This is a genomic window from Streptomyces sp. NPDC053755, from assembly GCF_040677675.1.
Lineage (GTDB): Bacteria > Actinomycetota > Actinomycetes > Streptomycetales > Streptomycetaceae > Streptomyces.
Window position 1 is genome coordinate 1 of sequence record NZ_JBFASK010000067.1, and the last position, 12,725, is coordinate 12,725.

Genomic DNA, 12,725 nt, shown 5'->3' on the forward strand with positions numbered 1-12,725 from the left:
CACGCCGCCCAGTTCGCGCCCGCGGCCTGAAGGGGGCGCGCCCGGCGGGCGCCTCGGTACGGTGAGGGCGTGACCCTCGCACTCACCGTACTCACCACCACCGACAGCGCCGACAAGGCCGAGGCGCTGGCCCGGGGCGTCGTGGAGGCGCGGCTCGCCGCCTGCGCCCAGATCTCCGGGCCCGTGACCTCCGTCTACCACTGGCAGCGGGCGATCGAGACGAGCGAGGAGTGGCAGGTGCTCTTCAAGACGACGGACGCCTGCTATGCCGCCCTCGAAGCTCATCTCCTGGCGGCGCACGACTACGAGACGCCGGAGATCATCGCCACACCCGTGGTCAGGGGCTCTGCCGGCTATCTCGCCTGGCTCGCGGCGGAGACGGTCGCGCCGTGACGGCCGCGCGGGAGCTGCCGTTCTTCGTGTACGGGACGCTGCGCCCGGGGCAGTACAACCACGGCCTGTTCCTGCGGGGCCGCACGGCCGGCGAGGAGCCCGCCCTGCTGCCGGGTGCGCGGCTGTACGACGGTCCGGGCTACCCCTACGCCGTCGCGGCCGGGACCGCCGAGGGGGGCGACGGCGGGGGCGACGGCCGCACCGGTGACGGTCCCGTGGCCGTACCCGGAATCGCAGGCGACCTGGTGACGGCCGCCCCCGGCGCGTACGGCGAACTGCTCGGCGTGCTCGACCGCCTGGAGGAGTACCGGGGCCCCGGCCATCCCCGCAACCTCTACGAGCGGGTGGAACGGACGGTGGTCCGGCTCCGGGACGGGGTGTCCGTCCCGGCCTGGGTCTACCTCGCCGCGCCGGGCGCGCTGCCCGGGCCGGTGATACCCGGCGGCGACTGGGTCAGGCGGACGGCCGCTCCCGTTCGAGGCGGACCGCGCACACCTTGAACTCCGGCATCCGCGAGTCGGGGTCGAGCGCCGGATTCGTCAGCGTGTTGGCGCGCCCCTCGCCCGGCCAGTGGAAGGGCATGAAGACGGTGTCCGGGCGGATGGCCGCGGTGATCCGCGCGGGGGCCACCGACCGGCCGCGCCGCGAGACCACCGCGACCCGCTCGCCCTCGGCCACCCCCAGCCGGTCGGCGAGCCGCGGATGGAGCTCCACGAAGGAGCCGGGCGCGGCGGCGTTCAGCTCGTCGACGCGCCGGGTCTGCGCGCCGGACTGGTAGTGGGAGACGACCCGCCCGGTCGTCAGCACGACGGGGTAGTCGGCGTCCGTCTCCTCGGCGGCCTCCCGGTGGACGACGGCCACGAACCGTGCCCGCCCGTCGGGCGTGGCGAAGCGGTCGAGGAACAGCCGCGGGGTGCCCGGATGGACGCCCACGGGGCTCGTGCCCGCCTCCTCCGCCTCGGCCGCCCCGTCGGAACCGGACGTCGCGTCGGTGACGTCCGGGCAGGGCCAGAAGACGCCGTTCTCCTCCCGGATGCGGCGGTAGCTGATGCCCGAGTAGTCCGCGGGCCCGCCCGCCGAGGCGCGGCGGAGCTCGTCGAAGACCTCCTCGGGGTCCGTCGGGAAGCCCTTCTCCCAGCCGAGCAGCCCGGCGAGGGAGTGCAGCACCTCCAGGTCGCTGCGGACCCCGGGCGGCGGCGTGATCGCCCGCTGCCGCAGGATCACCCTGCCCTCCAGGTTGGTCATGGTGCCGGTCTCCTCCGCCCACTGGGTCACGGGCAGCACCACGTCGGCCAGCGCGGCGGTCTCCGACAGGACGACGTCCGCGACGACCAGGAAGTCCAGCGAGCGCAGGCGTTCCTCGACATGGGCGGCGCGCGGGGCGGAGACCACGGGGTTGGAGGCCATGACGAGAAGGGACTTCACGTCCCCGCCGAGCGCGTCGAGGAGTTCGTACGCACTGCGTCCCGGGCCCGGCAGCGACTCCGGCGCCACCCCCCACACGCGCGCGACGTGCTCCCGCGCGGCGGGGTCGGTCAGCTTGCGGTAGCCGGGGAGCTGGTCGGCCTTCTGGCCGTGCTCGCGGCCACCCTGTCCGTTGCCCTGGCCGGTGAGGCAGCCGTAACCGCTCAGCGGCCGTCCCGCCCGTCCCGTCGCCAGGCACAGATTGATCCACGCGCCGACCGTGTCGGTGCCCTTGGCCTGCTGCTCGGGGCCCCGCGCGGTGAGCACCATCCCGCTCTCCGCGTCGCAGAACATCCGCATGGCGTCCCGCAGCAGCGGCACCGGCACTCCGGTGATCCGCTCGACCAGCTCCGGCCAGTGGGACATCGCCCCGGCCCGCGCGGCCTCCCAGCCCTCCGTACGCTCCCGGATGAACTCCTCGTCGGTGCGGCCCTCGGACACCACCAGGTGGAGGAGCCCGAGCGCGAGCGCGAGGTCGGTGCCGGGGCGGGGCGCGAGGTGGAGGTCGGCCTGCTCGGCGGTCCTGGTGCGGCGCGGATCGACGACGATCAGCTTGCCGCCGTTCTCCTTGAGTTCGGTGAGGTAGCGCAGGGCCGGCGGCATGGTCTCGGCGAGGTTGGAGCCGACGAGGATGACGCAGCCGGTGCGCGGGATGTCCTCCAGGGGGAAGGGGAGCCCCCGGTCGAGCCCGAACGCCTTGCCGTGGGCGGCCGCGGCCGACGACATGCAGAAGCGGCCGTTGTAGTCGATCTGCGAGGTGCCGAGGACGAGCCGGGCGAACTTGCCGAGCGTGTACGCCTTCTCGTTGGTGAGGCCGCCGCCGCCGAAGACGCCCACCGCGTCCGGCCCGTGCGCGGCACGGGTCCGGCGCAACCCGTCCGCCACCGCGACGAGTGCCTCCTCCCAGGTGGCCGGACGCAGTGCGCCTGTGTCAGGGCATCGGACCAGGGGCTCGGTCAGCCTGACCCGGGAGGAGAGTACGGCCGGGGCGGTGCGGCCCTTGCCGCACAGCGCGCCCCGGTTGACGGGGAAGTCGGTGCGCTCGACCACCTCGACGGACCGCTCGCCGGAGCGCTCACCGGTGGGGCGGAGCGACATACCGCACTGGAGGGCGCAGTAGGGGCAGTGCGTGGGGGTGGTGAGGACCTCGGACATGTACGGAAGCGTGCGACGGTCGTGTTACGTCCGGGGACGCGCCGGATTACGGGAGCGGTGCATCGTGCTCAGCCGCGCGGGCGACCGGAGGTGAGGCCGCGGCGGCCCCGGCGGACCCCGGCCGGTGCCCGCCGGCCTGACGGGAGCGACGGTCGGCGCACACCGCTCGGCGCTTCTCGCGGGACCGCTCGGCGTGGGCGGCCCGGCGCTGTGACGGAGAGGTGGGCGCGGACCGCCTGGCTCTTTCTTCGGGTGCGGTCGGCGCGGATCGTCTAGCGCGCCGAGGCCAGGGCCTCCGTCACGCCCTGCTCGCGGTCGCCGAGGAAGTGCGGGTCGGGGCGGAGGGCGGCGTCCAGGGCCGCCTTGCCGGCCGCGAACAGCTCCCGGGTGCCGCCGTAGTACCAGGTGGCGTCGTGGGGTTCGGCGACCCCGACACCGTACGACTCGACGCCGGCCGCCCCGCACAGTGCGACGGCCCTCTCGATGTGGAAGTCCTGGGTCACCAGGACCGCCCGGTCGACGCCGAATATCTTCCTGGCGCGGACGCAGGAGTCCCAGGTGTCGAAGCCGGCGTAGTCGCTGACGATCCGGCCGTCCGGCACCCCCTGCCCGGTGAGGTAGGCGCGCATGGCGTCCGGCTCGTCGTACGCGACCCGGCTGTTGTCCCCGGTGACGAGGACGACCTTGACCTTGCCCGTGCGGTAGAGCTCGGCGGCGGTGTCCAGCCGGTGGGCGAGGTACGGCGTGGGGCGGCCCTTCCACAGGCCCGCGCCGAAGACGACGGCGACGTCCTGGGCGGGCACGTCGGCCGCGGTGCGGAGCCGGCCGTCGGCGGCGGCGTGCATCCAGGTCGCCGGGGCGAGCGCCAGGACGGCCCCGAGCATCAGCGCCTGCGCCGTGCGGCGGCGCGCCCGCGTGGTGCGGGGCAGCGGCCACCCCACGGACCGCTTCGGCCGCCCGGGACCCTTCGGCCGGGCGGGTGGGCGTACGCGTCGCATGGACGAACCTCCGTGGATGCCGTCTGCGCGGTTCACGCCCGCGCCGTCACCCCGTTCGACGCAGAACGGGGCCTCTCGGTTCGTCGTGCCCGTACAGAACCGCGGCCAGGGCGATGCCGAGGAGGGCTCCGAGGAGCTGCGCCCCGATGAAGCCGGGCAGCGAGCCCGGGGCGATCCCGGTGGAGGAGTCGGTGAGGGAGCGGCCGACCGTGGCCGCCGGGTTGGCGAAGGAACCGGAGGAGGTGAACCAGATGGCCGCCCCGATGTAGGCGGCCACGGCGACCGGGGCGAGCGAGGGGCGGCCGATGCGGCGCAGGCCCTGGACGACCAGGACGAGCCCGGCGGTGGCCACGGTCTCACCGAGCAGCAAGGGCGTGTCCGAGCGCACCTGCGTGGCCCAGTCGCCCGGGGGCCGGCCGAACATCGCCTCGGCGAGCAGGGCGCCCACGACGGCCCCGGCGAGCTGGGCACCGACGTAGAGGCCGACCTCGCGGACGTCGGGGGCCCGGTCCTCGCCCCGGCGGGCCCACCACTCGGAGAGGGTGACGACGGGGTTGAAGTGGGCCCCGGAGAGGGGCCCGAGGAGCGCGATGAGGACGCCGAGCCCGACGGCGGAGGCGAGCGAGTTCGCCAGCAGCCGTACGGCGATGTCCTCGCTGAGGGCGTCGGCGCGGATGCCGGACCCGATGATGACGGCGACCAGGGCGGCGGTGCCCACGAGTTCGGCGGCGACGCGTCTGCGGAGCCGGGGAACGGACGACGGGGTTCTCATAGTGGAAAATATATTCCGCAGTGTGGAAGGTTGGGAAGAGGCGGTCTTGTACGATCCGCGCATGATCACGGATGCCGTCCGCAACAACGCCGAGTGGTGCGAGGCGATGTGCCGTGCCCACGGCCGCCCCGGCGCCTTCGCGCCGCAGGCCTGGACCAACAGCCGCCGGACGCCGCCGTACTACCCCGACGCCGTGACGCTCACCGCCGAGGCGTCCGCCCGGGACGTGCTCGACGGCATCGACCGCGGCGCCCCCGGCGCGTCGGTCAAGGACGCCTTCGCCCGCCTCGACCTGGCGGCGGACGGCTTCCGGATCCTCTTCGAGGCCCGCTGGATCCACCGTCCCGCGGGACTCCCGGTGCCCTCGGTACGGGCGGCGTGGCGCCCGGTCCGCACCCCGGCGGAACTCGCCGCCTGGGCGGCTGCCTGGAGCGGCGGCGACCCCGACGAGGCCGCCCTCTTCCGCCCCGCGCTGCTCGCCGACCCCGCGACGACGATCGTCGCCGGATACGGCCCGGACCACCGGATCGTCGGCGGCGCGGTACTCAGCGACAGCGGGCCGGTGACCGGGGTCTCCAACCTCTTCGCCGCGGAGGGCACCGACCCGGCGGAGGCATGGGCCGGCTGCCTGTCCCTGCCCGACGCCACCCGGCCCGTCGTCGGCTACGAATCCGGGGACGACCTGCCCCCCGCCCTCTCCCTCGGCTTCCGGGAGACCGGACCCCTGCGCGTCTGGCTCGACACCGGCGCCTGACACGACGGCCGGGCTTCCGCGCGCCGGTTCGGGTCCGGTGCCTGACACACCGGCCCGGCGGCGGGTGAGGGCGCCGTAAACACTCGTGACGTCCGCGCAACGGGCAGGCAACGTGCCGGGGTCACGATCGGTGCATGACGGAGCCGCACCCCCTGTTCCACAGCACCGCCGAGCCGCTCGCCCGGATCAGGGCGCGACTCGGCGCCGGTCCCGGCCGGGTGCATCCGTCCGGGCGCCCCGGCCGAATCACTGTCGAGACCCTCGTGCCCCCCGACGAAACGCGCCCGCCCATGAAAGACCGAGGCACCCGTACCCCCGCCCCCACCCTGATCGCCGTGGGACACGGCAGCCGCGACCCCCGGGCCCGCGCCGCCCTCGCCCTCCTGCTCGACCGGGTCAGGGAGCTGCGCCCCGCGCTCGACGTGCGGCTCGCCCACGTCGAGTTGAACGCCCCGCTCCTCGGCGACACGCTCGCCACGCTCGGCGAGACGGGCGACCGCGAGGCCGTACTCGTCCCGCTGCTCTTCGGACGCGGTTACCACGTCAAGCACGACCTGCCCGCCGCCGCCGGCGCCGCGCCCGCCGTACGAACCCGGATCGCCGCCCCCCTCGGCCCGCACCCGCTGCTCGTCGAGGCCCTCGCGGACCGGCTCGCCGAAGCGGGCTGGACCCCCGCCGACAGCGCCTCGCGCGCCACCGCCGTCGTCCTCGCCTCCGCCGGCTCCCGCGACCCCGAGTCCCTCGCCGGAATGCGCCGCACCGCCGCGCTCCTCGGCGAACGCCTCGGCGGGGTTCCCGTCGTCCCCGCCTACGCCTCCGCCGCCACCCCCACCGTCCAGGACGCGGTACGGCTCCTCGCCGCCCGCGGCCGGCACCGCGTCGCCGTCGCCTCCTGCTTCACCGCGCCCGGCCTCTTCGCCGCCCGCACCGCCGCCGAGGCGCCCTGGATCGCCGCCGCCCCCCTCGGCGCCCACCCCGCCCTCGCCCGCCTGGTCCTGCACCGCTACGACCGGGCCCTCGCCGCCCTCCTCCCGGCATGCCCGCGGGAACTCGCCTCCGCCTGAGGGCATGCCTGTCGGTCCCGGCGGTTACCTTCGGTGCATGGAAGGCATCACGGACACCCCCGGCTATGACGACACCGCGACCGAGCGCTGGGCCCAGGAGCCCGACAAACGGCCCGGGCGCACCGCCTTCCAGCGGGACCGTGCGCGCGTGCTGCACTCCAGCGCTCTGCGCCGCCTCGCCGGCAAGACCCAGGTCGTCACCCCCGGCACCCGCAGCCACGCCTGGGACGCCAGTCCCCGCACCCGGCTCACCCACTCCCTGGAGTGCGCCCAGGTGGGACGCGAGCTGGGCGCCGCCCTCGGCTGCGACCCCGACCTCGTGGAAGCCGCCTGCCTCTCCCACGACATGGGCCACCCGCCCTTCGGGCACAACGGCGAACAGGCGCTCAACGACTTCGCCAAGGACTGCGGCGGCTTCGAGGGCAACGCCCAGTCGCTCCGCCTCCTCACCCGGATCGAGCCCAAGCGGTTCGTCGAGACCGACGGCGGCGTCGTCAGCGTCGGCCTCAACCTCACCCGCGCCGCCCTCGACGCGGCCACCAAGTACCCCTGGGCGCGAGGCGGTCACCCCGACGACCCGCACTCGCCGAAGTTCGGGGTGTACGAGGACGACCTCCCGGTCTTCGACTGGGTCCGGCAGGGCGCCCCCGAGCACCGCAAGTGCTTCGAGGCCCAGGTCATGGACTGGTCCGACGACGTGGCCTACTCCGTCCACGACTTCGAGGACGGACTGCACGCCGGCCACATCGACCCGAACATGCTCTTCGCCGAACCCGAGCGCGCCGACATCTGGACCGTCGCCGTCGGACGCTACGTCCCGTCGGACACCGACCCGGCCGAACTCGCCGCCGCCCTCGACCGCCTCGTCGAGCAGGACTGGTGGCCGCACGGCTACGACGGATCGGCGGTCGCCCAGGCCCGCCTCAAGGACGCCACCAGCCAGCTGATCGGCCGCTTCTGCCTCGCCGCCGAAGGCGCCACCCGCGAGCGGTACGGCACCGGCCGCCTCACCCGGTACGCCGCCGAACTGGTCGTCCCCCGCGAGACCCGCAACGAATGCGCCGTCCTCAAGGCCGTCGCCGACCGGTACGTCATGCAGCGCGCCGAGCAGGAGGTCCTCCGCGCCGACCAGCGCGTCGTCCTCGCCGAACTCGCCGAGGGGCTCACCGCACGCGCTCCCGAAGGGCTCGACCCGCAGTTCCGCGCCCTGTACGACGCCGCCGCCGACGACCGGTCGCGCAAGCGGGTGATCGTAGACCAGATCTCCTCCCTCACCGACGCCTCCGCCCGCGCCCTCCACGCCCGCCTCCGCCCGCGCCACGCGTAGCCCCGCCGCCGCGCCACGGGCGGCCCACCGCCGGGCCGGGGGAGGCCCGACCGCCGGCCCGCCCCCTTCCGTCATCACCCTGCGTACGGGAGGCTCGTCCGGGGGTCCGGGGCGGTACGGCTCGCCGAACGCCCGGAGGCGTAGCGTGGAACCGGTCGCAACGAGGAGGAATCAACGTGGTCGACGCAGATCAGACCTTCGTCATCGTCGGCGGAGGGCTCGCCGGAGCCAAGGCGGCGCAGACGCTCCGGTCGGAGGGGTACAACGGCCGGGTCATCCTCATCGGCGACGAGCGCGACCATCCGTACGAACGCCCGCCCCTGTCCAAGGGGTATCTCAGCGGCAAGGAGGAGCGGGACACCGTCTTCGTCCACGAGCCCGCCTGGTACGCGGCGAACGACATCGAGCTGCACCTCGGCCAGCCCGTCACCGCCGTCGACCGCGAGGCCCGCACCGTGCGGCTCGGCGACGGCACCGCCATCCGCTACGACCGGCTGCTCCTCGCGACCGGCGCCGAGCCCCGCCGCCTCGACATCCCCGGCACCGCCCTCGCCGGCGTCCACCACCTGCGCCGGCTCGCCCACGCCGACCGGCTCCGGCAGGTCCTCGCGGGCCTCGGCCGCGACAACGGCCATCTGGTGATCGCCGGCGCGGGCTGGATCGGCCTCGAGGTCGCCGCCGCCGCCCGCGGCTACGGCGCCGAGGTCACCGTCGTCGAGTCCGAGCCCGCCCCCCTCCACCACGTCCTCGGGCCCGAGCTGGGCCAGCTCTTCGCCGACCTGCACACCGAGCACGGCGTCCGCTTCCACTTCGGCGCCCGGCTCACCGAGATCGTCGGCCAGGACGGCATGGTCCTCGCCGTCCGCACCGACGACGGCGAGGAGCACCCCGCCCACGCCGTCCTCGCCGCCATCGGAGCGGCCCCCCGCACCGCCCTCGCCGAAGCCGCCGGGCTCGCCCTCGTCGACCGGGCTCACGGCGGCGGCATCGCCGTCGACGAGTCGCTGCGCACCTCCGACCCGGAGATCTTCGCGGCCGGCGACGTCGCCGCGGCCCACCACCCGCTGCTGCACACCCGACTGCGCGTCGAGCACTGGGCCAACGCCCTCAACGGCGGCCCCGCCGCCGCCCGCGCCATGCTCGGCCGCACGGTCTCCTACGACCGCGTCCCCTACTTCTTCTCCGACCAGTACGACCTGGGCATGGAGTACTCCGGCTGGGCGCCGCCCGGCTCGTACGACCAGGTCGTCCTGCGCGGCGACGCCGGCAAGCGGCAGTTCATCGCCTTCTGGCTGAAGGACCGCAAGGTGCTCGCCGGCATGAACGTGAATGTGTGGGACGTCACAGAGCGGATCCAGCGCCTCATCCGATCCGGCGCGCGGCTGGACCCGGACGCCCTCGCCGACCCCTCCGTCCCCCTGGAGAGCCTCGCCTGACCCGCCTGCCGCCCGCCGCCGGCGGCGTCGCCCGTGGGGGCGGCCGCCCGGACCGGCCGTAGACTTCACGCGTGGCAGGCAGGATCAACGATGACGACGTGAAGGCGGTACGGGACGCGGTCCCGATCGACGCCGTCGTGTCCGAGTACCTCCAGCTGCGCAACGCCGGCGGCGGCAATCTGAAGGGCCTGTGCCCCTTCCACGACGAGAAGTCCCCCTCCTTCCAGGTCAGCCCCGCCAAGGGCCTGTTCCACTGCTTCGGCTGCCAGGAGGGCGGCGACACCATCGCCTTCGTGATGAAGATCGACCACCTCTCCTTCTCGGAGACGGTCGAGCGCCTCGCCGCCAAGGCGGGCATCACCCTGCGGTACGAGGAAGGCGGTTACAACCCCGGCCACCAGCGCGGCGAGCGGATCCGCCTGGTGGAGGCACACAAGGCCGCGGCCCAGTTCTACGCCGAGCAACTCGGCGGTGCCGAGGCCGAGATCGGCCGCAAGTTCCTCGCCGAGCGCGGCTTCGACCAGGCGGCGGCGGAGCACTTCGGCGTCGGCTACTCCCCGGCCGGCTGGGATCACCTCACCCGCTACCTGCGCGGCAAGGGCTTCTCCGACAAGGAGCTGATCCTCTCCGGTCTCTCCCAGGAAGGCCGCCGCGGCCCCATCGACCGCTTCCGCGGCCGCCTCATGTGGCCGATCCGGGACGTCGGCGGCGAGGTCGTCGGCTTCGGCGCGCGCAAACTGCGCGACGACGACAACGGCCCCAAGTACCTCAACACCCCCGAGACGCCGATCTACAAGAAGTCCCAGGTCCTCTACGGCATCGACCTGGCGAAGAAGGACATCGCCAAGGTCAGCAGGGCCGTCGTCGTCGAGGGCTACACCGACGTCATGGCCTGCCACCTCGCCGGCGTCACCACCGCGATCGCCACCTGCGGCACCGCCTTCGGCGGCGACCACATCAAGATCCTGCGCCGGCTCCTGATGGACAACGGCTCGGCCCGCGTGATCTTCACCTTCGACGGCGACGCCGCCGGACAGAAGGCCGCCCTGCGGGCCTTCGAGGACGACCAGAAGTTCGCCGCCGAGACGTACATCGCCATCGCCCCCGACGGCATGGACCCCTGCGACCTGCGCCTCGCCAAGGGCGACCAGGCCGTCGCCGACCTCGTCGAGCCGCGCACCCCGCTCTTCGAGTTCGCCCTGCGCCAGATCGTCGGCCGCTACGACCTGGAGACCCCGGCCGGCCGGGCCGCCGCCCTGGACGAGGCGGCCCCGGTCGTCGCCCGGATCAAGAACGTGGCCTCCCAGCACGAGGTCGCCGTCCAGCTCGCCGGCATGCTCGGCATCCTCGACACCCCGTTCGTCGTCAGGCGCGTCGCCCAGATCGCCCGCTGGTCACGCGACCGGGGCGGCCGGGGCCCGGCCTCCGCCGAGCGCGGCCGCCAGGCCCCCGCGCAGATCCAGGCGCCCGCCGCCCAGTCCGGCCCGGCCCTCAATCTGCGCAGCCCCGCCCACCGCACCGAACGTGAGCTGCTGAAACTGGCCCTCCAGCGCCCCGAACTGGTCTCCCCGGCCTTCGACGCGTACGGCATCGACGAGTTCACCGCCCCGCCCTACGCCGCCGTGCGCCAGTGCATCCAGGACGCGGGCGGCGCCACCGGCGCCCCCTCCGACTATCTGGCCACCGTCCGCGAGGCCGCGCCCAACGACACCGTCCGGGCGCTCGTCACCGAACTCGCCGTCGAGGCGATCTTCGCCAAGGTCGTCGACGAGGCGTACGCCGGCGACCAGCTCGTCACGGTCCGGCTGCGCGCGGTCGACCGCCGCATCCGCGACGTGCAGGGCACCCTCGCCCGCCTCGGCGCGAACGGCGACCCGGAGCGGCTGGCTGCCGTGCAGAACGAGCTGTGGGTCCTGACCCAGTACGGCCAGTCGCTGCGGAACAACGGGGCGGCGGCGCTCTGACGCCTCCTGCGAGAGCTTCGGCGGGCCTCCCCGCCGGCTCTGACGTTCGGTGACCCGCCGAACTCAAAAAGTCACCGCACGCCCCTCGTGGCGGCGATGTGTCGTACCCCACACTGGGGGCGGTGCCTGAGCCCCCGGAGCACCGGCAGCGATCACCTGGAGGTCGCCCCCGTGCAGACCCAGACCCTGTCCCCGACGGACGTCGCGCCCGAACGGCCGGCCGCCCCGCGCGCGGAGGCGCCGGAGCCCTCCGAGGCGGCGGAACCCGCCGAGCCCGCCGAGCCCGCCGACTTCGCGGACGAGGCGCCCGAACCGGAGACAGCCCCCCGCCGGGCCGACGCCGGCGGCAGCGGGCCCTCCTCCGACCTCTTCCGCCAGTACCTGCGCGAGATAGGCCGCATACCCCTGCTCTCGGCCGCCGAGGAGGTCGAGCTCGCCCGCCGCGTCGAGGCCGGTCTCTTCGCCGAGGAGCGGCTCGCCTCAGCCGCCGACCTGGACTCCCAGCTCGCCCTCGACCTGGACCGGCTCGTCGTGATGGGGCGGATGGCCAAGCGCCGGCTCATCGAGGCCAATCTGCGGCTCGTCGTCTCCGTCGCCAAGCGGTACGTCGGGCGCGGCCTGACCATGCTCGACCTGGTCCAGGAGGGCAATCTGGGCCTCATCAGGGCCGTGGAGAAGTTCGACTACGCCCGCGGCTACAAGTTCTCGACGTACGCGACCTGGTGGATCCGCCAGGCGATGTCCCGGGCCCTCGCCGACCAGGCCCGGACCATCCGCGTCCCCGTCCACGTCGTGGAACTCATCAACCGGGTCGTCCGCGTCCAGCGACGGATGCTCCAGGAACGCGGCTACGAACCCACGCCCGAAGAGGTCGCCGCCCAGCTCGACCTGGCCCCCGAACGGGTCGGGGAGGTCCTGCGGCTCGCCCAGGAACCGGTCTCCCTGCACGCCCCGGTGGGCGAGGAGGACGACGTCGCCCTCGGCGACCTGATCGAGGACGGCGACGCCGCGTCCCCCGTCGAGTCCGCCGCCTTCCTCCTGCTGCGCGAACACCTGGAGGCGGTCCTCTCCACCCTCGGCGAGCGGGAACGCAAGGTCGTCCAGCTCCGCTACGGCCTCGACGACGGCCGGCCCCGCACCCTGGAGGAGATCGGACGCCTCTTCGGCGTGACCCGCGAACGCATCCGCCAGATCGAGTCCAAGACCCTCGGCAAGCTGCGGGACCACGCCTTCGCCGATCAGCTGCGCGGCTACCTCGACTGAGGCCGTCCCGCGGCGGCCTGCGCGGGGCGCCCCGTGCCGCGTCCCGCGCGGTACGGGGCACCCGGCCGGACGGTCACCTCACCGGCCGGCGGCTCAGTCGACCTCGGCGACCGCCTGGGCGAACTGGGCGGCGTA

Annotated in this window: 11 protein-coding genes; 8 read left to right on the forward strand and 3 right to left on the reverse strand. The window is 74.4% G+C overall.

The features are described from left to right. Positions 1-69 precede the first annotated feature (69 nt). Complete coding sequence (cutA, locus tag AB0K65_RS31875) at positions 70-393, forward strand: divalent-cation tolerance protein CutA (RefSeq protein ID WP_365722709.1); 324 nt, start codon at positions 70-72, stop codon at positions 391-393. Next, entirely contained in the window at positions 390-893 is a 504-nt protein-coding gene (locus tag AB0K65_RS31880; protein WP_365722711.1) for a gamma-glutamylcyclotransferase family protein, read from the forward strand. The genes cutA and AB0K65_RS31880 overlap by 4 nt, the downstream gene beginning before the upstream one ends. On the opposite strand, the gene AB0K65_RS31885 is transcribed toward AB0K65_RS31880, so the two are convergent. From AB0K65_RS31885 to AB0K65_RS31895, 3 genes are all read right to left on the reverse strand, one after another. Next, complete coding sequence (locus AB0K65_RS31885) at positions 847-3,012, reverse strand: molybdopterin oxidoreductase family protein (protein ID WP_365722713.1); 2,166 nt, start codon at positions 3,010-3,012, stop codon at positions 847-849. The genes AB0K65_RS31880 and AB0K65_RS31885 overlap by 47 nt on opposite strands. A 272-nt stretch (positions 3,013-3,284) precedes the next feature. After that, a complete protein-coding gene (locus tag AB0K65_RS31890; RefSeq protein WP_365722715.1) occupies positions 3,285-4,010 on the reverse strand; it encodes an ElyC/SanA/YdcF family protein in 726 nt (241 codons plus the stop codon). Between the two features lie 46 nt (positions 4,011-4,056). Further along, on the reverse strand, positions 4,057-4,782 hold the full coding sequence (locus tag AB0K65_RS31895; RefSeq protein ID WP_365722716.1) for an aquaporin: 726 nt from the start codon (positions 4,780-4,782) through the stop codon (positions 4,057-4,059). Positions 4,783-4,843: 61 nt separating this feature from the next. On the opposite strand from AB0K65_RS31895, the gene AB0K65_RS31900 reads away from it, so the two are divergent. From AB0K65_RS31900 to AB0K65_RS31925, 6 genes are all read left to right on the forward strand, one after another. After that, positions 4,844-5,536 (forward strand): hypothetical protein, encoded by a 693-nt coding sequence (locus AB0K65_RS31900; RefSeq protein ID WP_365722717.1) that lies wholly within the window; start codon positions 4,844-4,846, stop codon positions 5,534-5,536. Between the two features lie 290 nt (positions 5,537-5,826). After that, a complete protein-coding gene (locus tag AB0K65_RS31905; RefSeq protein WP_365722718.1) occupies positions 5,827-6,600 on the forward strand; it encodes a sirohydrochlorin chelatase in 774 nt (257 codons plus the stop codon). A 37-nt stretch (positions 6,601-6,637) separates the two neighbouring features. Further along, a complete protein-coding gene (locus AB0K65_RS31910; protein ID WP_365722720.1) occupies positions 6,638-7,927 on the forward strand; it encodes a deoxyguanosinetriphosphate triphosphohydrolase in 1,290 nt (429 codons plus the stop codon). Positions 7,928-8,103: 176 nt separating this feature from the next. Next, positions 8,104-9,363 (forward strand): FAD-dependent oxidoreductase, encoded by a 1,260-nt coding sequence (locus AB0K65_RS31915; protein ID WP_365722722.1) that lies wholly within the window; start codon positions 8,104-8,106, stop codon positions 9,361-9,363. A 71-nt stretch (positions 9,364-9,434) separates the two neighbouring features. Further along, a complete protein-coding gene (gene dnaG, locus AB0K65_RS31920) occupies positions 9,435-11,327 on the forward strand; it encodes a DNA primase (protein ID WP_365722724.1) in 1,893 nt (630 codons plus the stop codon). Between the two features lie 96 nt (positions 11,328-11,423). Next, entirely contained in the window at positions 11,424-12,590 is a 1,167-nt protein-coding gene (locus tag AB0K65_RS31925) for an RNA polymerase sigma factor (protein ID WP_365722726.1), read from the forward strand. Positions 12,591-12,725 lie beyond the last annotated feature (135 nt).